We start from the raw sequence: 18,702 nt of genomic DNA, 5'->3' as shown, positions 1-18,702 counted from the left end.
ACCCGTGTTTCCCCGCGGCGAGCGCACCGGCTCACACCGAATTCAGAAGGAGACAGCCATGGCTGTGAAGATCCGCCTCAAGCGCTTCGGCAAGAAGCGCGCCCCGTTCTACCGCGTCGTCGTCATGGACTCGCGCACCAAGCGCGACGGCCGTGCGATCGAGGAGATCGGCAAGTACCACCCCACCGAGGAGCCCTCGGTCATCGAGATCGACTCGGAGCGCGCGCAGTACTGGCTCTCCGTGGGCGCGCAGCCCACCGAGCAGGTCACCGCGCTGCTCAAGCTCACCGGCGACTGGGGCACCTTCAAGGGTGACAAGGACGCGAAGAGCACCGTCAAGGGTGCCGCCGCGAAGACCGACGCCGCCGACGCGATCAAGGCTCACGCCGACGCCGCCGAGAAGGCCAAGGCCGACGCCGCCGCGAAGAAGGAGGCCGCCAAGGCTGAGGAGGCTGCCGCCGCCGCTGCCGAGGAGACCACCGAGGAGGCCGCCGAGGCCCCCGCCGCGGAGGAGAACTGACGATGGTCGTCGACGCTCTCGAGTTCCTGGTCCGCAGCATCGTCCGCAACCCGGACGACGTCCGCGTGACCGAGCGCTCCGGGCGTCGCGGCACCACTCTCAACGTGGTGGTGCACCCCGACGACCTCCCCCGGGTCATCGGTCGCCGCGGTCGCACCGCGACGGCGATCCGGACGGTCGTCGAGGCCGTCGCGAGGGACGACGTCCGCGTCAACATCGTGGACGTCGCCTGACTCAGGCCCCATGCATCAGGACGCCCTCACCCGATCCGGGTGGGGGCGTTCTGCGTTCGGGGGCGGCGGTCAGGCGGCCTGCAGGCCCTTGAAGAATGCGGCCGCCCGCCGCGTGAGCAGCAGCCCGACGATCGCGACGGCGACCACGATGTTCACGAGCGCGTGCCACGCCGTCGAGCCGCCCACCTGGGCGAGCTCGTAGACCGCGGCCGCGACCTTGGCCGCCATCACCAGGATCACGATGACCCGGGCACCCTGGGACCCCATCCACAGGCCGGCCGCGACCGCCGCCGTGAACACGCCGAGCGCGAGCATCATGAGCCCCAGCCACCACAGGCCCTCGACGTCATCGATGCCGGTCGCGTCCTCGGGGTGGTAGTACAGCCACAGCATCCCCGCGCCCACGAGCGCGTCCAGGGCGGCGGTGAGCCACGCGATGACGGAGACCAGGGTGACGGAGCCGGGACGGGCGCTGGACATGGCGGTCCTCCTTCGCAGCGGCGCGCATCATCGCGCCTGCTCCTAGGATGACCGGAAGTAGGCGAACGCGCTCGGCGTCGCGAGCGCCGCGATGACGAGCGCCGATCCGACCCCCTGGCCCAGCGCCTGCCAGCGGACCAGGTCGCCCAGCACGCTCGACGCGTAGATCGCGGCGGCGATCCGGCCGGCCATGAGCAGCATCACCAGGACGCGCGAGAGCTGCGAGCCCGCGGCGAGGCCGAGCGCGAAGGCGGCCGCGAGCAGGCCGGTCGCGAGCAGCGCGAAGCCGTAGCCCCGCAGCTCGGACTCGGTCAGCGCGATGTCGACGCCCTCGAGGTTGAGGCTGAGCCACACGAAGGCCGCGCCCGTGACGAGGTCCGTGATGGCGGCCACCCAGGTGAGGATGACAACGAAGGTGACGCCCGCGGGGCGTCGCGCGGTCTCGCTCATGCTGCTCCCACCTGCCGTGTGTCGGCTCCACGCTAGCGTGCGCGCGGGCGCCTCCCGGGGTGAAAGTACGCTGGTGTCATGAGATTGACCGTCGCCCGCATCGGCCGCGCCCACGGGCTCAAGGGGGAGGTGTCCGTCGAGCTGCGCACGGACATCCCCGAGGACAGGCTCGTCCCCGGGGAGGTGTTCGACACGGAGCCCGCCGCGGCCGGCCCGTTGACGGTCGCCCGGGTGCGGGTCCAGGCGAACCGCTGGTACGTGCAGTTCGCGGAGATCGCGGACCGCGATGCGGCCGAGGCCGCGCGCGGCGTCGAGCTCACGATCGACGGCGAGGAGTCCGACGAGGAGGACGCATGGTACGTCCATCAGCTGGTCGGGCTCGCGGCCGTGCGTCCCGACGGCGCCGCGGTGGGCGAGGTGGTCGACCTGGTGACGATGCCCGCGCAGGACCTCCTGGTGGTCAAGCAGCCGGGCGGGCATCGGGCGATGATCCCGTTCGTCGAGGAGTTCGTGCCCGAGGTCGACATCGACGCGGGCCGCGTGGTGGTGACGCCGCCGTACGGGCTGCTCGCGGGCGAGGAGCCCGAGGTCACGGGGGAGACGTCGGCATGAGGATGCGCATCGACGTCGTGACGATCTTCCCGGAGTTCTTCGGCGTGCTCGACGTGTCGCTCCTGGGCAAGGCGCGGCAGGCGGAGCTGGTCGAGACCCATGTGCACGATCTCCGCGACTATGCGGCGTTCAAGGCGGACGGCACCGCCGACGTGCATCGGACGGTGGACGATGCGCCCTTCGGTGGCGGCGCGGGCATGGTGATGAAGGCCGATGTGTGGGGCAAGGCCCTCGACGACGTGCTGCGTCCCACGGGCGTGCTGGTCATCCCGTCGCCCGCCGGCGTCCCGTTCACGCAGGCGCTCGCCGCCGAGCTGTCGCACGCGCCCCAGCTGGTCTTCGCGTGCGGGCGCTACGAGGGCATCGACGCGCGCGTCGCGGAGCACTACGCCCAGGACGGCTACCGCGTGGTCGAGGTGAGCCTCGGCGACTACGTCCTCAACGGGGGAGAGGTCGCCGCCGTGGCGATGATCGAGGCCATCACGCGCCTCATCCCCGGCTTCATGGGCAACGCGCAGTCCATCGTCGAGGAGTCGCACGCCGACGGCCTGCTCGAGTACCCGTCCTACACGCGGCCCGCGTCGTGGCGGGGGCTGGACGTCCCGGACATCCTGCTGAGCGGGCATCATGCGAACATCGCGGCGTGGCGGCACGAGCAGCAGCTCGCGCGCACCCGTGAGCGACGCCCCGACCTGCTCCCGCCCACGGAGGACGGCGCCGCGTGACGCGCCGGGTCCGCCGGCCCCTCGCATCGTCCGGGCACGGTGTGGCAGAATAGATCCTCGGTGCGCGCGGAGTCACCACCTGCCACAGGGGGTGCGGCTCGCGACGCGACGCTCCATCCGTTACCGATCGCCGCAAGGCGGATACCGCGTGTGACCTGTGGCATGTGCGAGGAGAGACAGTCATGCAGAAGCTTGACAACGTGGTCGCGGGCCAGCTCCGCGACGACATCCCGGCGTTCCGCGCCGGTGACACCGTGAAGGTCCACGTCAAGGTCATCGAGGGCAACCGCTCCCGTATCCAGGTGTTCCAGGGCGTCGTGATCGCACGCGCCGGCCAGGGCATCGGCGAGACCTTCACCGTCCGCAAGATCTCGTTCGGCGTCGGCGTCGAGCGCCTCTTCCCGGTGCACGCGCCCACGATCGAGAAGATCGAGGTCGAGCGCCGCGGTGACGTGCGCCGCGCGAAGCTGTATTACCTCCGCGGCCTCCGCGGCAAGGCCGCTCGCATCCGCGAGAAGCGCGAGAACTAAGATCGCCACCAGCGCAGACGCACCGGCGGAGGGTCCTCCCTCCGCCGGTCGTCGTGCGTGGGGCTGGGCCAAGGAGATCGTCCTCGTCATCGTCAGCGCGCTCGTGCTGTCGCTGGTGATCAAGACCTTCTTCTTCCAGTCCTTCTACATCCCCTCGGAGTCGATGGAGCCGACGCTCATCAAGGGCGACCGCATCCTCGTCACCAAGTGGCGGCCGGACCCCCTCGCGCTGCGTCGCGGGGACGTGGTGGTCTTCAAGGACCCGGCGCACTGGCTCGGCTACCCGGCCGAGGACGAGTCCGGGCTGCACCGCGCCGCCAAGGACGTGCTCACGTGGACCGGGCTGCTGCCTGAGGACGCGGGCGAGCACCTTGTCAAGCGCGTCATCGGGCTGCCCGGCGACGTGGTCGAGTGCACCGACCCCGACGGCCAGGTGACCGTCAACGGCGAGGCGCTCGACGAGCAGTACATCGCCGAGGGCTCGCACGCGTGCGGCAAGGAGTTCCGCGTCGAGGTCCCCGAGGACTACATCTGGGTCATGGGCGACAACCGTGACGACAGCGCCGACTCGCGGGCCCACATGGGCGACCCGGGCGGCGGCACGGTCCCCATGGACAACATCGTCGGCACCACCTTCGCGGTCGTGTGGCCCTTCGACCGCTTCGGTGGCGTCGGGAACCCGTGGGGCGACGACGCCCCGTCGACCGACGGCTGACATGACGGTCTCGCTCACGCACGAGGCCGCGCTGTGGGACGCAGGCCTCGCCGCCGTCGCCGGCATCGACGAAGTCGGGCGCGGCGCCCTCGCGGGACCCGTCTCCGTCGGCGTCTCCGTGGTGACCCGCTGCGACGCGTGGCCCGACGGCCTCACCGACTCGAAGCTGCTGAGCGCTGCGCGTCGCGAGGCGCTGATCGCACCGCTGCTCGAGTTCGGCGTCGCGCGCGCCGTGGGCCACGCCTCGTCGGCGGAGATCGACGAGGTCGGCATCGTCGCTGCGCTGCGGCTCGCCGCGCGCCGTGCGCTCGACGCGATCCCCGTCACGATCGACGCGGTGCTGCTCGACGGCACCCACGACTGGCTCACCCCGCCGCCGGCCGACCTCTTCGCGGACGATGCGGAAGACTGGGCCGCGCCGCCCGTCACCATGGTCGTCAAGGGGGACCGCGCGTGCGCCTCGATCGCCGCGGCGTCCGTGCTCGCCAAGGTCGAGCGCGACGCGCTCATGGCCGCTGCGCACGCCGAGCACCCCGAGTACGGGTGGGAGAGCAACAAGGGGTACGGCGCCGGGGCGCATCTGGACGCGCTGCGCGAGCACGGCCCGTCGCCCCTCCACCGCGTCTCGTGGCGGCTGCCCTTCCGTGCGTGAGGCCAGGTCCCGCGTCCTTCCGGCGCGGGAATGGCGCATCGGCGGCGGTCCGCGCCAGAATGGACCGGTGAGCCACGAAGACCTCGAGAACTACGAGACCGAAGCCGAGCTCGCCCTCTACCGCGAGTACCGGGACGTCGTGGGACTGTTCCAGTACGTCGTGGAGACGGAGCGCCGGTTCTATCTGTGCAACAAGGTCGATCTTCAGGTCAAAGCCTCGGGCGGGGACATCTACTTCGAGGTGACCATGACCGACGCCTGGGTCTGGGACGTCTACCGTAGCGCGCGCCTGGTCAAGAACGTCCGCGTGGTGACCTTCAAGGACGTCAACATCGAGGAGCTCGCGCGCGACGACGACCTCCCGGACATCCGGCAGCTCCGCGGCCGCTGAGCCGGGCGCGGTGCGCACCGCATCGGCCCGCCCACCCGGCCCCGTTCCGGCCTGCCCGGCCCGCCCCCGGCTGCAAGTCACGGCTCTGGAGAGCCTCGGATCCGGTTTCCCGTTGCGGCGCGGGAACGCACGCCCCGAGATCCGTGACTTGTGGTGTGAGGCCGGGGCCGCAGCGCCCGTCCTTGCGGCAAAGTTGCAGAGACTGCAACAATGCAGCCATGTCCTCCGTCGCCCCCGCCTCCGGCCTGCGCGAGCGCAACCGCGTGCGTCGCACGCGTCGGGTCGAGCGCGCCTCGCTCGAGCTCGCGCTCGAGCACGGCGTCGACCACGTGACGGTGGACATGATCTGCGAGGCGAGCGACATCTCGCCCCGCACGTACTTCAACTACTTCGGGACCAAGGAGGGCGCGCTGCTCGGTCTGGGCAACGTGCCCTATGCGGAGTCCGACATCGAGGTGTTCCTCTCGGCGGGCGGGCACATCGTCGAGGACCTGCTCCACCTGGTCGCCGCGACCTTCGTGGCGAGCGAGCCCGACCGCGACGTCTACCTCATGCGCAGGCGCCTGTTCGCGCGCGAGCCGGAGCTCCAGGGGCTGCAGCTCGCCCGCATGGCCGGCAAGCGCCACGCCCTCACGCGCGTGGTCGAGCAGCGGATCGCAGCCGAGCGGCCGGACCTCCCGCCCGCAGAGGTTTGCGACGAGGCGCAGCTGGTGGTCGCGGTGGCCGCGGGCGCGTTCCCCGTCGCCGGGCGGGTGTGGGCCGAGCGCGAGGACGCCGCGGAGCACATCGAGGTCGTGATCGCCGACGTGATCGCGCGCGTGCGCCGCATCGTCGCCTCGTAGCCGCCGCCTGCGAGGCCCCCGCCGCGCGCATCGTCCTGCGAGGCCGCAAGATGGCAGGTATGACGCCACCACCCGCCGAGGCCCATGAGGTCAGCCGCAGGGAGATCCTGCTCGTCATGGTCGGACTGATGACCGCCATGCTCCTGTCCGCGCTCGACCAGACCATCTTCTCGACGGCGCTGCCGACCATCGTCGGCGAGCTCGACGGGGTGGACCACATGCTGTGGGTGACCACCGCGTACATCCTCGCGGCGACGGTGATGATGCCGGTCTACGGCAAGCTCGGCGACCTCATCGGGCGCAAGTCGCTGTTCATCGGCGCGATCGCCGTGTTCATCGTCGGCTCAGTGGTCGGGGCGCTGGCGACGGCGATGCCGGAGCTCATACTCGGCCGCGCGATCCAGGGGCTGGGAGGCGGCGGCCTCATGATCCTGTCGCAGGCCGTCATCGCGGACATCGTGCCGGCGCGCGAACGCGCGCGGTACATGGGCCTCATGGGCGCGGCCTTCGCGGTCTCGTCGGTGGTCGGCCCCTTGCTGGGCGGGTGGTTCACGGACGGGCCCGGCTGGCAGTGGTGCCTGTGGATCAACGTGCCGCTGGGTGCGATCGCGATCGGCTCGGTGATGTTCTTCCTGCACCCGAACCCGCAGGACCGCGGCCGCCCCACGCTCGACGTGGCGGGCATGCTGCTGCTCGCGATCGCCGCATCGTCCCTGGTCCTGTTCACGTCGTGGGGCGGCGGGCACTACGAGTGGACGGACCCGATCATCCTGGGCCTCATCGCGCTGACGGTGGTCGCCGGCGTCGTCTTCGTGCTCGTCGAGCGGCGCGCGAAGGAGCCCGTGATGCCGCTCATGCTGTTCGGACGGCGCAACTTCAACCTCACCACCGCCGCGGGCCTGCTCATCGGTATCGCGATGTTCGGCACGCTCGCGTACATGCCCACGTACCTCCAGATGGTCGGCCAGGTGGGGGCCACGGAGGCGGGACTGCTCATGATCCCGATGATGGGCGCGATGCTGCCCACGTCGATCATCGTGGGCAACACGGTGTCGCGGACGGGACGGTACAAGCGCTATCCGATCCTCGGCGCCGCGATCGTGACGCTCGGCCTGTTCCTGCTGTCGACCATGTCGCCCGAGCACGGGCTGTGGCTCACGTGCCTCTACCTCGCGGTGTTCGGGATGGGCCTCGGCATGATGATGCAGACGCTCGTGCTCATCGTGCAGAACACGTTCCCCATCACGATGGTCGGCACCGCGACGGCCGCCAACAACTTCTTTCGCCAGATCGGCGCCTCGCTGGGCGCCGCGGTGGTCGGCTCGATCTTCACCAACAACCTCATCGATCTGCTGACCGAGCGCATCCCGCCCGACGTCGCCGCCGGCGGGGTCGAGGGCGCGAACTCGATCACCCCCGAGATCGTCGGCACGCTCCCGCAGGCGGCGCAGGACATCATCATCGGCTCGTACAACGACGCGCTCACGCCGGTGTTCCTGTCCATCGTGCCGCTCACGCTGCTCGCGCTGGTGCTGCTGGTCTTCGTCAAGGAGGTGCCCCTGCGGACCTCGGTCAGCGAGGACGCCGTGCCCGAGTCCTTCGAGGTGGACGGCGGCTCCAGCGCGTACCTCGAGCCGCACGAGCGCGAGGGGGCGGGGGAGGGGCGGTAGGCCCGGCGCGACCTGAGCGCGCCGGGGCCTAAGCGCGCCGCGACCCGAGTGCGCCCTGGCCTGAGCACGCCGGGACGATGCGCCGCGAATCGTCCCGCGTCCGACTGCACTTGACGCAAACTTGCAGAGACTGCAATGATGCGTCACGTGCACGATGCGCCGACGCGCCGTGCCGAGTCCCCACCGACGCGCGCGCCGCGTCCCAGTCCCCTGAGGAGGACCCTCGGAATGACGACCACCCTCGACGCCGACGCGAAGGCTCCCGGCCGCGCGCGGAACTCCGTGATCCCGGTGTTCATCGGCCTCATGACGGCGATGCTGCTCGCGTCGCTGAGCCAGACCATCTTCGCGACCGCGCTGCCGACCATCGTCGGCGAGCTCGACGGCGTGGACCACATGCTGTGGGTGACCACGGCGTACATCCTCGCGTCGACGATCATGATCCCCGTCTACGGCAAGCTCGGCGACCTCATCGGGCGCAAGCACCTCTTCATCGCCGCCATCTCGATCTTCATCGCCGGCTCGATCGTGGGCGGGCTCGCGGGTTCCATGCCCGCGCTCATCGCGGCCCGCGCGATCCAGGGCCTCGGCGGCGGCGGCCTCATGATCCTCGCGCAGGCGATCATCGCCGACATCGTGCCGGCGCGCGAGCGCGGCAAGTACATGGGGATCATGGGTGCGGCCTTCGCCGTGTCGTCCGTCGCCGGGCCGCTGCTCGGCGGCTGGTTCACCGAGGGCATCGGGTGGCGCTGGGGCCTGTGGATCAACATCCCGCTCGGCATCCTCGCGATCATCATGGCGGCGGTGTTCCTCCCCCCCCGCGCCCGAAGCTCGCGCCAAGCCGCGCCTCGACATCGCCGGCATGACCCTCCTCGCGATCGCGACCACCGCGATCGTGCTCGTCACGTCGTTCGGCGGCCGTACCTACGACTGGGGCTCGGTCCAGATCATCGGCCTGTGCGTCGTCACGGTGGTCGCCGCGGTGTCGTTCGTGCTCGTCGAGCGGCGTGCCGCCGAGCCGGTGATGCCCCTGCACCTGTTCGGCTCGCGCACCTTCAACCTCACCACGATCGCGGGCATGCTCACCGGCGTGGGCCTGTTCGGCGTCATCGGCTACATGCCGACGTACCTGCAGATGGTCGCGTCGGTGGACGCCACCGAGGCCGGCCTGCTCACGGCGCCCATGATGCTGGTCATGCTCGTCACGTCGACCGCGACCGGCTTCGTGGTGTCGCGCACGGGCCGCTACAAGTGGTACCCCGTGGCGGGTTCGGTGCTCATCGCGATCGCCCTCTACCTGTTGTCGACCCTCGCGTTCGACACCTCGATCTGGGTGACCGTGTGCTACCTCGCGCTGCTCGGTCTCGGTCTCGGCCTCTCGATGCAGATCATCGTGCTCATGGTCCAGAACGCCTTCCCGTTGCGCATCGTCGGCACCGCGACGGCGGCGAACAACTACTTCCGTCAGGTGGGCGCGTCGCTCGGCACGGCGGTGGTGGGCTCCATGTTCACCACGCGCCTGCTCGACCTGCTCGCGGAGCGGCTCCCGGCCGATGCTCTCGCGTCTGGCGGCGGGTCGAACTCGCTGACGCCGGCCGCCGTCGCGGAGCTGCCCGATCAGATCCACGACGTCATCGTCGGCGCCTACAACGACGCCCTCACGCCGGCGTTCCTGGTGATGATGCCGCTCGCCGTGGTCGGCGCCGTGCTGCTGCTGTTCGTGCGCGAGGTGCCCCTGCGCACCACGGTCGAGAAGGACGCGGTCGCCGAGGCGGCGGAGATCGACGGCGAGACCGCCGTGTACCTCGAGCGTCGCGAGGACGATGCGCCGGCCAAGGACGCCGCGGAGGCGCGCGTGTAGCCAGGGCGCGGCGCCCTCGGGGGGCGGGGAGGGGCGACCCTCCCCGCCCCCTTGCGCGTGCGTGCGGGACGATGCGCACGGTCCCGGATGGCGCCGCCGCCATCCACACGCACGCCGCCGACCCGGACGGCATGGTCCGGGTTTCGCCACCGTGGAGCGCGGAGGTGGCGCATGGCGGTGAAGGACGCGGTGGGGCGGTACGGCGAGGAGCTGGTCGCGCGGACGCTCGCGGAGGACGGCTGGGTGGTGCTCGCTCGCAACTGGCGATGCGCGCACGGCGAGGTGGACATCGTCGCCGCGGAGGGGCGCGAGCTGGTGTTCGTCGAGGTGAAGACGCGCCGGTCGGACGCGTTCGGGTGGCCGCTCGCCGCCGTGACGCGCGGCAAGCTCGCGCGGCTGCGGCTGCTTGCGGGCGAGTGGGTGGTCACGGAGCAGCGCGCGTGGGCGGGGATCCGCATCGACGTCGTCGGCGTGACGCTGCCGCGGGCGGGCCGCGCGGTCATCGAGCACCTGCGGGGCGTCGGATGATCGGGCGCTGCCGGTCCGTGGTGCTCACCGGCCTCACGGGCCACGTGGTGGAGGTCGAGGCCCATGTGGCGCGGGGCCTGCCAGCCTTCACCATCGTCGGGCTGCCCGACGCATCGCTCGCGGAGGCGAAGGACCGGGTGCGCGCGGCGGTCGCCTCCTCGGGCGTCGAGTGGCCGCGCCATCGCATCACGGTCAACCTGTCGCCGGCCTCGCTGCCCAAGTCCGGCCCCGGCACGGATCTCGCGATCGCCGTCGCGGTGCTCGCGGCGGCGGGCACCGTCGACGCCCTGCGGGCCCGCGACCTGCTCCTGCTGGGAGAGCTCGGCCTCGACGGGAGGGTGCGGCCCGTGCGCGGCGTGCTGCCCGCGGTCGCGGCGGCTGTGGCCGCGGGATGCACGCGGGTGGTGGTGCCGGCGGGCAACGCAGCCGAGGCGACCCTGGTCGCGGGCGCACGGGTCGAGGGTGCCGTCGCGCTCGCGACCGTGCTCGGCTCGCTCGGGGCCGATGCCCAGGCGGAGTCGCTCGAGGAGGTGCCCGCGCCCGCGGTCGCCGCCACGCGATCCGATCCGCCGGACCTCGCGGAGGTGAGGGGGCAGCCCGTCGCGCGTCGCGCGCTCGAGGTGGCGGCAGCCGGCGGCCACCACCTCCTCATGGTGGGGCCCCCTGGCGCCGGCAAGACGATGCTCGCGGAGCGGCTCCCCGGGATCCTCCCGGCGCTCGGCGACGAGGAGGCGGTGCGCGTCACGGCGGTCCACTCCCTCGCGGGGGCCTTCGATGCGGCGGCGGGCCTTATCAGGCGCCCGCCCTTCGAGGCGCCGCATCACACCGCCTCGGCGGCGGCGATCGTCGGCGGGGGCGCGGGGCTCGCTCGGCCGGGGGCTGTGTCGCTCGCGCATGCGGGCGTGCTGTTCCTCGACGAGGCGCCCGAGTTCCCCTCGCGCGTGCTCGACACGCTGCGACAGCCGCTCGAGCGCGGCGAGATCGTGCTCCATCGCGCGCACGGCGCGACGCGGTACCCCGCCCGCTTCCAGCTCGTGCTCGCGGCCAACCCGTGCCCGTGCGGCATGTTCGTCGGGACCGGCGAGGGATGCACGTGCACGCCGCTGGTGCGGCGCCGCTACCTCGCGCGGCTATCGGGGCCACTGCTCGACCGTGTCGACATCCGCGTCGCGGTGGGGGCGGCCGCGCGAGCCGACGAGCCGGGCGAGGGCACCGAGGCCGTCGCCGCGCGCGTGGCGGAGGCCCGCGCCGCTGCCCGAGCGCGGCTCGCGCCCGAGGGGTGGAGCGTGGCGGCCGAGGCCTCGGGGCCGTGGCTGCGCCGCGTGACGTCCCGTGCGGCCTGCGCCGGGCTGTGGAGGGCCGTCGACCGCGGGGCGCTCACGGCCCGCGGCTTCGACCGTTCGCTCCGGCTCGCCTGGACGCTGTGCGACCTCGACGGCTCGGGCTCGCCAGCGGTCCATCACGTGGCGGAGGCCCTCGCCCTGCGCCAGGGGGAGGGCGCATGACCGGCGAGCACGATGCGGCGATCGCGTGGAGCGCCATCGCCGAGCCCGGCGACGCCGAGGCGCTCGCTCTCGTCTGCGCGCTCGGGCACGCGGAGGCGCTCGCGTGGGCGCGGACGGCGGCGCACGACCCCGTCGCGGGCGGGATGTCGCTCGGTGCGGACCCCGCGATGCATCGGCGGCTGACGGCGGCGCTCGGCCGCTGGGCGCCGCGCCTGGACTCCGCGCGGCCCGAGGAGCTGCGCGAGCGCGCGGCCCGCGTCGGCGCCCGTGTGCTCACGCGCACGGACCGAGGCTGGCCGCGGGTGCTCGAGGGTTTCGTTCTCGGGGAGCCGCACGCGTTGTGGGTGCGAGGCGTCGCCGACCTCGACGCGGCATGGAGCAGGTCGCTCGCCGTCGTCGGCTCACGTGCCGCCACCGCGTACGGCTCGCACGTGGCGGCCGAGATCGCGGCGATCGCCGCCGGTCGCGGCCTCGCGGTCGTCTCCGGAGGCGCGTACGGCATCGACGTCGCCGCTCACCGCGGCGCGCTCGCGACGGGCGGGGTCACGGTGGCCGTGCTCGCGGGCGGGGTCGACCGCCTCTACCCTGCGGGGAACGCCGCGCTGCTCGAGCGGGTCGTCGACGCGGGCGCGGTCGTGAGCGAGCAGCCGCCGGGCTTCGCGCCGTTCCGCGGTCGGTTCCTGCAGCGCAACAGGCTCATCGCCGCGGCGAGCGCGACCGTCGTGGTCGAGGCCGGGCTCAGATCGGGCGCGCTCAGCACGGCGAACCACGCGCTGCGGCTCCACCGCCCCGTCGGAGCGGTGCCCGGGCCGCTCACGTCGGCGGCGTCGGCCGGATGCCATGCCCTGGTGCGACGCGCGGAGGCGACGCTGCTGGGGGCGCCGGCGGACGCGGTGGAGCTCGCGGTCGCGCTGGGGGAGGCGCCCGAGCCTGAGGTCGAGGTCGGCGGGACCGACTTCGGGTCCGCCCACGAGCGACAGGCCTACGGCGCGATCCCGCCGCGCGGGGCGCCCGCCGCGGCCATCGCCGTCGCCGCCGGGCTCGCCCCGAAGGAGTGCGACGCGGCCCTGCGAGGGCTGCGAGGCCGAGGCCTGGCGCGCCTTGCCGACGGTCGGTGGGTTCGCTCGAACGTCACGAACACCCCTGATAAATCGGACAATCAACCACAAACGCAGCGTGAATGATGAGGTTGGTGTGACAAATGTTACTCGAGGTATTGATTTGACAGATGTGACGGTGCCATGGTGTCGGCATGGTCACCACGGACGCCGCCGCGAGCGAGCTGCTCGCCGCCTTCGAGGGGCACCTGCGCCATGAGCGCGGCCTCTCGGGGAACACGGTGCGCGCCTACCTCGGCGACCTCGCACACCTGGCCTCCCACCTCGACGCCGGCGACGCGCCGGTCGACGGCGTCCTCGCCGGCGTCGTGCTCGCCGACCTCCGTACCTGGCTGGCCGCCATGGCGGAGGAGGGGCTGAGCCGCACCACCTTGGCCCGCCGGGGCGCCGCGGTGCGCGCCTTCTACTCGTGGGCGGCGGACTCCGGCCGCATCGTGCCCAACCCTGCGATCCGCCTCGCCTCGGCGCGGCCCGCATCGGTCCTGCCGACCGTGCTGTCGGCGGGCGACGTGGTCTCCCTGCTCGACGTGGCGCGCACCCGCGCCGACGACGGCGAGCCCGTGCACCTGCGCGACTGGGCCGCGGTCGAGATGCTCTACGCGACCGGCATGCGCGTCGGCGAGCTCGCCGGGATCGACCTGGGCGACGCCGACCTCGGCGAGCGCCTGGTGCGGGTGACGGGCAAGGGCGACAAGGAGCGGGTGGTGCCCTTCGGGGTGCCCGCGGCGGATGCGCTCGCGCAGTGGCTCGAGCGCGGCCGTCCGGCCCTGGTCGCCCCGGGCACGGGGTCGGCGGTGTTCCTGGGCCGGCGCGGCCAGCGGGTCGACCAGCGCCAGATCCGCGAGGCCGTCCATGAGCTGTGCCGCCTCGCCGGGCTCGAGGAGGTCGCGCCGCACGCGCTGCGGCACACCGCGGCGACCCATCTTCTGACAGGCGGCTCGGACCTCCGCAGCGTCCAGGAGGTCCTGGGCCACGCGAGCCTCGCCACCACGCAGCGTTACACCCACGTATCCGCCGAGCGGCTCCGCGCCGCCTATCACCTCGCCCATCCGCGCGCCTAGAGGGGGACGCCGACATGAACGAGCTCCACGCACTGCTGACCGAGACCGAGACCGAGCCCGAGGCGCCCATGGCCGTGCGCTCACCCGCCGCCGGCTGGTGGGACAGGCTCGCGGCCGGGGGAGAGGACCGCGCCGCCGCCCGCGACGCGCTCATCACCCACTACGCGCCGCTGGTGACCCAGGTCGCCACGCGCATGATCGGCAAGCTGCCCGACACGGTCGAGCTCGCCGACCTGGTCTCCTACGGCATGTTCGGCCTCATCGACGCGGTCGAGCGCTTCGAGGCGGACCGCGGCTTCAAGTTCGAGACCTACGCCTCGACGCGCATCCGGGGAGCGATCATCGACGAGCTCCGCGCGGCCGACTGGGTCCCGCGCTCGGTGCGTTCGAAGGCCAAGACGCTCGAGCACGCCACCCGGTCCCTCGAGCAGGAGCTCCTGCGCCCGGTCACGGACGAGGACGTGGCGCACCACCTGGGCTGGGCGACCGCCGAGGTGAGGACCGTGCGCGCCCAGGTCGCGCTCTCCCACGTCGCGGCGCTCGACGGCATGCCTGCCGAGCCCGACACGCAGCCCATCCCGACGCTCGGCTCGGCCGCCATGGCCCACGCCTCGTCCCGCCTCGAGGCTCGCGAGACCTCGGTGCTCCTCGCCGCGGCCGTGCAGGGCGTGCGCGACCGCGAGCAGGAGGTGCTGCGCCTCTACTACTACGAGAACCTCACGCTTGCGCAGATCGGTGAGATCCTCGGGGTCACCGAGTCGCGTGTCTCGCAGATCCACTCCGCGGCGGTGAAGAAGCTCCGCGAGTCCCTGGTGCGCACCGGCGCCTTCTCCTGAGCCGCGAGGCCTGGCGGCAGCAGCCTCACGGGGCCGAAGCCCTCGAGCAGGTCGAGCGGGTCGGTGTAGACGCCGTCCACCCGCACACCCCAGTGCAGGCATGTCGCGGGAGCGCAATGGCCCGGCACGGTCGCGACCGTGCCGAGCGGATCGCCGCGCGCGACGCGCGTGCCCGCCGCGGGTGCGTCCTCCACCGGTTCGAGCGAGGACAGGACCCCGCCGCCGTGGTCGATGGTCACCACGCCCCGATCGACGACGCGCCCGGCGAAGGCGACCACGCCGGACCCCGGCGACATCACGCCGTCGCCGGGTGAGGCGGCGAGGTCGATCCCGCGATGCCCCGCGGCCCACGGCGCCGCCGGAGCGACGAAGAACGCCAGCGCGCGCATCGTCCCCACGGGCGCGGAGAGCGCGGGCGAGGCGCCGTCGGCGCCCGCCGCCACCCCGACCAGCGCGCACGCCAGGGCGAGCGACGCGAGGGTGCGGGCGAGACGTGACATGCGACGATGGTGCGGCGTCGGGGCCGGCGCCGGGGCGTCGCCCATGCCGAGCGGGGAGAGGCGAGGCGCGACACAGGCCTGGGGGCATCGCCCGGTTCGTCGCGGGGGCCTCCGATCCGGTACTCTTGAACCCGCATCCGGCCTGCCCGGATGACGTCGCGCATCATTCGCCTCCCGTCGGAGGCGCCGGAAGGGCGAGGTCCGAGCAATCGGGGCCCGACCGCGTTGATGCCAGGGATGCGAGCCGCCCGGCCCGCATCGTCAACCGAAACCGGTGCCCGGGAACGGGCGCCACAGGAACATGCACGCGCCGCGCGCGTGAGACAAGGAAGTGCCATGGCCGTCGTGACCATGCGCCAGCTGCTCGACTCGGGTGTCCACTTCGGCCACCAGACCAGCCGTTGGAACCCCAAGATGAAGCGCTTCATCTTCACCGAGCGCAACGGGATCTACATCATCGACCTGCAGCAGTCGCTCGCGAAGATCGACGCCGCCTACTCGTTCGTGCGTGACACCGTCGCGCACGGCGGCACCGTGCTGTTCGTCGGCACCAAGCGCCAGGCGCAGGAGCAGATCGCCGAGCAGGCCAAGCGCGTGGGCATGCCCTACGTCAACGAGCGCTGGCTGGGCGGCATGCTCACCAACTTCCAGACGGTGAGCAAGCGCGTGCAGCGCCTCAAGGAGCTCGAGGAGATCGACTTCGACGACGTCGCCGGCTCGGGCCGCACCAAGAAGGAGCTGCTCAACCTCCGCCGCGAGATGGAGAAGCTCGACAAGACCCTCGGCGGCATCCGCGACATGGCCAAGGTCCCCTCGGTCGTGTGGATCGTCGACACCAACAAGGAGCACCTCGCGGTCGACGAGGCGAAGAAGCTCGGCGTCCCGGTCGTCGGCATCCTCGACTCGAACTGCGACCCCGACCAGGTCTCGTACGGCATCCCCGGCAACGACGACGCGATCCGCTCCGTCGGCCTGCTCACCCGCGTGATCGCGGACGCGGTCGCCGAGGGCATCCGCCTGCGCCACTCGGGCGGCACCACCGGTGCCGAGGCCGAGGCGACCGGCGACGCCGAGCCCCTCGCCGAGTGGGAGCAGGAGCTGCTCGACGGCGCGAAGGCGGAGGAGAAGGCCGAGGAGGCCCCCGCCGCTGAGACCACCCCCGCCGCCGAGGCCACCGAGGCCGCGGCCGACGAGAAGTAAGGACGCATCACATGGCGAACTACACCGTCGCTGACATCCAGGCGCTCCGCGAGCGCACCGGTGCCGGCATGCTCGACGTGAAGAAGGCCCTCGACGAGGCGGACGGCGACCAGGAGAAGGCCGTCGAGATCCTCCGCATCAAGGGTCTGAAGGGCGTCGCCAAGCGCGAGGGCCGTTCGGCTTCCGAGGGCCTCGTCGTCACCAAGATCGAGGGCGCCGAGGGCGCCCAGGTCGGCACGCTGATCGAGATCAACTCGGAGACCGACTTCGTCGCGAAGAACGAGAAGTTCATCACGCTCGCCGAGCAGGTCCTCGCCGCGGTCGTGGCCGCCGGTGCGTCGAACGCCGAGGAGGCCCTTGCGGCCGACATCGACGGCAAGACCGTCGGCGCGTTCATCGACGAGTCGGCCGGCACGCTGGGCGAGAAGATCGTCCTGCGTCGCGTGGCGCGCATCGAGGCCCCGGTCGTGACCGAGTACCTCCACCGCACCAACAAGGACCTCCCGGCCCAGGTCGGCGTCCTCGTGGGCACCGACGAGAAGGCCGCCCCGGTGGCCAAGGACGTCGCGATGCACACCGCCGCGTACTCGCCCGCCTACCTCACCCGCGAGGACGCCCCCGAGGAGACCGTCGCCAACGAGCGTCGCGTCGCCGAGGAGGTCTCGCGTGCCGAGGGCAAGCCCGAGGCCGCGCTGCCGAAGATCATCGAGGGCCGCCTCAACGGCTGGTTCAAGGAGAACGTGCTCGTCGAGCAGGCGTTCGCCAAGGACCCGAAGACGACCGTCGGCAAGGTCGTCGCGGAGACGGGTGGCGCTCTGGTCGCCTTCGCCCGCTTCCGTGTGGGAGCCTAAGGCTTAGCCTTCACCCCACCACCCATACATGAGCAAGGCGCGGCGCGCCGTCAGGAGGAATCCGTGTCCGAGACCAGCGATCTGATCCCGGGCAAGGAGCCCCAGACGGCGCGCCGCGTGCTTCTCAAGCTCTCCGGCGAGATGTTCGGGGGAGGCCAGCTCGGCCTCGACCCCGACGTCGTGAGCCGGGTCGCCCGCGAGATCGCCGACGCCGTCCGTCAGGGCGTGCAGGTCGCGATCGTCGTGGGCGGCGGCAACTTCTTCCGCGGCGCGGAGCTCTCCGAGCGCGGCATGGAGCGTTCGCGCGCCGACTACATGGGCATGCTCGGCACCGTGATGAACGCGCTCGCCCTCCAGGACTTCCTCGAGCAGGCCGGCGTGACCACGCGCGTGCAGACCGCGATCACCATGGGCCAGGTCGCCGAGTCCTACCTTCCGCTGCGGGCCATCCGCCACATGGAGAAGGGCCGCGTCGTCATCTTCGGCGCCGGCGCCGGCATGCCGTACTTCTCGACCGACACCGTGTCCCTCCAGCGCGCGCTCGAGACGCGCTGCTCCGAGGTGCTCATGGGCAAGAACGGGGTCGACGCGGTCTACACCGCGGACCCGCGCAAGGACCCGGACGCGACGCGCCTCGAGCACGTCACCTACGCGGAGGCGCTGCAGAAGCGCCTCGCCGTCATGGACGCCGCCGCGTTCTCGCTCGCGATGGACAACCGGATGCCGATGCAGGTGTTCGGGCTCGACACCCCTGGAAATGTGACTCGCGCCCTCCTGGGTGAGAGAATCGGAACCCTGGTGACGGCCTGACGCCGCACCGTTAGGAGACAAGCGTGACTGAGATGATCCTCCTCGAGGCCGAGGAGAACATGGACCAGGCCGTGGAGGTCGCGAAGGACAACTTCGCGAAGATCCGCACCGGCCAGGCGAGCTCGGCGATGTTCGCGAGCATCGCCGTCGACTACTACGGTGCCCCCACGCCGCTTCAGCAGCTCGCGTCGATCAACGTCACCGAGGCCCGCACCGTGGTCATCGCGCCGTACGACGCGAGCGCCAAGAAGGAGATCGAGTCCGCGCTGCGGAACTCGGACCTGGGCGTCAACCCGTCGGACGACGGCACGGTGCTGCGCGTGGTCCTTCCCCAGCTGACCGAGGAGCGCCGTCGCGACTACGTCAAGCTCGCCAAGGCCAAGGCGGAGGAGTCCCGGGTCACGCTGCGCAACATGCGTCGCAAGGCCAAGGACGCGATCGACGCCGGCGTCAAGGACGGCGAGTTCGGCGAGGACGAGGGGTCCCGTGCGGAGAAGGAGCTCGACGCGCTCACCAAGAAGCACGTCGACGCGGTCGACGCCCTCCTCTCCCACAAGGAGAGCGAGCTGCTGGCGGTCTGATGCCTGACGCGACCGCGCGACAGGGCGTCTC

At 72.1% G+C, this 18,702-nt stretch carries 23 protein-coding genes and 2 pseudogenes; 21 read left to right on the top strand and 4 right to left on the bottom strand.

The window, feature by feature from the left end:
• Positions 1-58: 58 nt before the first annotated feature.
• Both rpsP and AOM09_RS04470 read left to right on the top strand, forming a co-directional pair.
• On the top strand, positions 59-520 hold the full coding sequence (rpsP, locus tag AOM09_RS04475) for a 30S ribosomal protein S16 (protein WP_062384953.1): 462 nt from the start codon (positions 59-61) through the stop codon (positions 518-520).
• A gap of 2 nt (positions 521-522) precedes the next feature.
• Positions 523-753, top strand: a complete 231-nt coding sequence (locus tag AOM09_RS04470; RefSeq protein WP_062301210.1) for a KH domain-containing protein — start codon at positions 523-525, stop codon at positions 751-753.
• A 69-nt stretch (positions 754-822) separates the two neighbouring features.
• On the opposite strand, the gene AOM09_RS04465 is transcribed toward AOM09_RS04470, so the two are convergent.
• Positions 823-1,233 carry a hypothetical protein gene (locus AOM09_RS04465; RefSeq protein ID WP_062384951.1) on the bottom strand — a complete coding sequence of 137 codons (411 nt, stop codon included), beginning with the start codon at positions 1,231-1,233 and terminating at the stop codon, positions 823-825.
• A gap of 42 nt (positions 1,234-1,275) precedes the next feature.
• Positions 1,276-1,683 carry a hypothetical protein gene (locus tag AOM09_RS04460; RefSeq protein ID WP_062384949.1) on the bottom strand — a complete coding sequence of 136 codons (408 nt, stop codon included), beginning with the start codon at positions 1,681-1,683 and terminating at the stop codon, positions 1,276-1,278.
• 78 nt (positions 1,684-1,761) lie between these two features.
• Here AOM09_RS04460 and rimM point away from each other — a divergent pair, with 78 nt between their 5' ends.
• From rimM to AOM09_RS04420, 8 genes are all read left to right on the top strand, one after another.
• Positions 1,762-2,295: a ribosome maturation factor RimM gene (gene rimM / locus AOM09_RS04455; protein WP_062384947.1), complete on the top strand. Its 534-nt coding sequence runs from the start codon at positions 1,762-1,764 to the stop codon at positions 2,293-2,295.
• A gap of 2 nt (positions 2,296-2,297) precedes the next feature.
• On the top strand, positions 2,298-3,020 hold the full coding sequence (trmD, locus tag AOM09_RS04450; RefSeq protein ID WP_062384945.1) for a tRNA (guanosine(37)-N1)-methyltransferase TrmD: 723 nt from the start codon (positions 2,298-2,300) through the stop codon (positions 3,018-3,020).
• Positions 3,021-3,202: 182 nt separating this feature from the next.
• The gene (gene rplS / locus AOM09_RS04445; RefSeq protein ID WP_062384943.1) at positions 3,203-3,550 is read left to right on the top strand and encodes a 50S ribosomal protein L19; all 348 of its coding nucleotides are present in this window, start codon (positions 3,203-3,205) and stop codon (positions 3,548-3,550) included.
• A gap of 103 nt (positions 3,551-3,653) precedes the next feature.
• Positions 3,654-4,265 carry a signal peptidase I gene (gene lepB, locus AOM09_RS04440; protein ID WP_062384941.1) on the top strand — a complete coding sequence of 204 codons (612 nt, stop codon included), beginning with the start codon at positions 3,654-3,656 and terminating at the stop codon, positions 4,263-4,265.
• Position 4,266: 1 nt separating this feature from the next.
• On the top strand, positions 4,267-4,917 hold the full coding sequence (gene rnhB / locus AOM09_RS04435) for a ribonuclease HII (RefSeq protein ID WP_062384939.1): 651 nt from the start codon (positions 4,267-4,269) through the stop codon (positions 4,915-4,917).
• A 67-nt stretch (positions 4,918-4,984) separates the two neighbouring features.
• Positions 4,985-5,308 (top strand): DUF2469 domain-containing protein, encoded by a 324-nt coding sequence (locus AOM09_RS04430; protein WP_062309872.1) that lies wholly within the window; start codon positions 4,985-4,987, stop codon positions 5,306-5,308.
• A gap of 218 nt (positions 5,309-5,526) precedes the next feature.
• The gene (locus AOM09_RS04425; protein ID WP_062384938.1) at positions 5,527-6,150 is read left to right on the top strand and encodes a TetR/AcrR family transcriptional regulator; all 624 of its coding nucleotides are present in this window, start codon (positions 5,527-5,529) and stop codon (positions 6,148-6,150) included.
• Between the two features lie 59 nt (positions 6,151-6,209).
• A complete protein-coding gene (locus AOM09_RS04420; protein ID WP_082098832.1) occupies positions 6,210-7,820 on the top strand; it encodes an MDR family MFS transporter in 1,611 nt (536 codons plus the stop codon).
• Between the two features lie 143 nt (positions 7,821-7,963).
• Here the strand turns inward: AOM09_RS04420 and AOM09_RS15615 are convergent, their stop codons facing one another.
• Entirely contained in the window at positions 7,964-8,260 is a 297-nt protein-coding gene (locus tag AOM09_RS15615) for a hypothetical protein (protein WP_267127874.1), read from the bottom strand.
• Here AOM09_RS15615 and AOM09_RS15510 point away from each other — a divergent pair.
• The 7 genes and pseudogenes from AOM09_RS15510 to AOM09_RS04390 form a co-directional block, all read left to right on the top strand.
• Positions 8,151-8,681: pseudogene (locus tag AOM09_RS15510) on the top strand (MFS transporter); the annotation flags it as partial. The gene AOM09_RS15615 and the pseudogene AOM09_RS15510 overlap by 110 nt on opposite strands.
• A gap of 1 nt (position 8,682) precedes the next feature.
• Positions 8,683-9,681, top strand: a complete 999-nt coding sequence (locus AOM09_RS15505; protein ID WP_228375057.1) for an MFS transporter — start codon at positions 8,683-8,685, stop codon at positions 9,679-9,681.
• A 171-nt stretch (positions 9,682-9,852) separates the two neighbouring features.
• Positions 9,853-10,209, top strand: a complete 357-nt coding sequence (locus AOM09_RS04410; RefSeq protein WP_062384934.1) for a YraN family protein — start codon at positions 9,853-9,855, stop codon at positions 10,207-10,209.
• A complete protein-coding gene (locus tag AOM09_RS04405; RefSeq protein ID WP_062384933.1) occupies positions 10,206-11,714 on the top strand; it encodes a YifB family Mg chelatase-like AAA ATPase in 1,509 nt (502 codons plus the stop codon). The genes AOM09_RS04410 and AOM09_RS04405 overlap by 4 nt, the downstream gene beginning before the upstream one ends.
• On the top strand, positions 11,711-12,898 hold the full coding sequence (dprA, locus tag AOM09_RS04400; protein WP_062384931.1) for a DNA-processing protein DprA: 1,188 nt from the start codon (positions 11,711-11,713) through the stop codon (positions 12,896-12,898). Before AOM09_RS04405 ends, dprA begins: the two co-directional genes overlap by 4 nt.
• 68 nt (positions 12,899-12,966) lie before the next feature.
• The gene (locus AOM09_RS04395) at positions 12,967-13,893 is read left to right on the top strand and encodes a tyrosine recombinase XerC (protein ID WP_062384929.1); all 927 of its coding nucleotides are present in this window, start codon (positions 12,967-12,969) and stop codon (positions 13,891-13,893) included.
• Positions 13,894-13,907: 14 nt separating this feature from the next.
• On the top strand, positions 13,908-14,729 hold the full coding sequence (locus AOM09_RS04390; RefSeq protein ID WP_439644956.1) for a sigma-70 family RNA polymerase sigma factor: 822 nt from the start codon (positions 13,908-13,910) through the stop codon (positions 14,727-14,729).
• 116 nt (positions 14,730-14,845) lie between these two features.
• Here AOM09_RS04390 and AOM09_RS15675 read toward each other — a convergent pair.
• Positions 14,846-15,025 (bottom strand): annotated as a pseudogene (locus AOM09_RS15675) (M23 family peptidase); the annotation flags it as partial.
• Between the two features lie 540 nt (positions 15,026-15,565).
• Between AOM09_RS15675 and rpsB the strand changes: the two are divergent.
• The 4 genes from rpsB to frr all read left to right on the top strand — a co-directional run bounded on the left by rpsB (position 15,566) and on the right by frr (position 18,671).
• A complete protein-coding gene (gene rpsB, locus AOM09_RS04385) occupies positions 15,566-16,429 on the top strand; it encodes a 30S ribosomal protein S2 (protein WP_062384927.1) in 864 nt (287 codons plus the stop codon).
• A gap of 11 nt (positions 16,430-16,440) precedes the next feature.
• Positions 16,441-17,280 carry a translation elongation factor Ts gene (gene tsf, locus AOM09_RS04380; protein ID WP_062384925.1) on the top strand — a complete coding sequence of 280 codons (840 nt, stop codon included), beginning with the start codon at positions 16,441-16,443 and terminating at the stop codon, positions 17,278-17,280.
• Positions 17,281-17,343: 63 nt separating this feature from the next.
• A complete protein-coding gene (gene pyrH, locus AOM09_RS04375) occupies positions 17,344-18,090 on the top strand; it encodes a UMP kinase (protein WP_062384922.1) in 747 nt (248 codons plus the stop codon).
• Between the two features lie 32 nt (positions 18,091-18,122).
• Positions 18,123-18,671: a ribosome recycling factor gene (gene frr, locus AOM09_RS04370; RefSeq protein WP_439644959.1), complete on the top strand. Its 549-nt coding sequence runs from the start codon at positions 18,123-18,125 to the stop codon at positions 18,669-18,671.
• The last annotated feature ends 31 nt before the right edge of the window (positions 18,672-18,702 follow it).

This window comes from Demequina iriomotensis (genome assembly GCF_000971395.1).
Classification (GTDB): Bacteria; Actinomycetota; Actinomycetes; order Actinomycetales; family Demequinaceae; genus Demequina; species Demequina iriomotensis.
The sequence above is the reverse complement of the archived record's forward strand: the minus strand, read 5'-3'. Positions and strand labels throughout refer to the sequence as shown.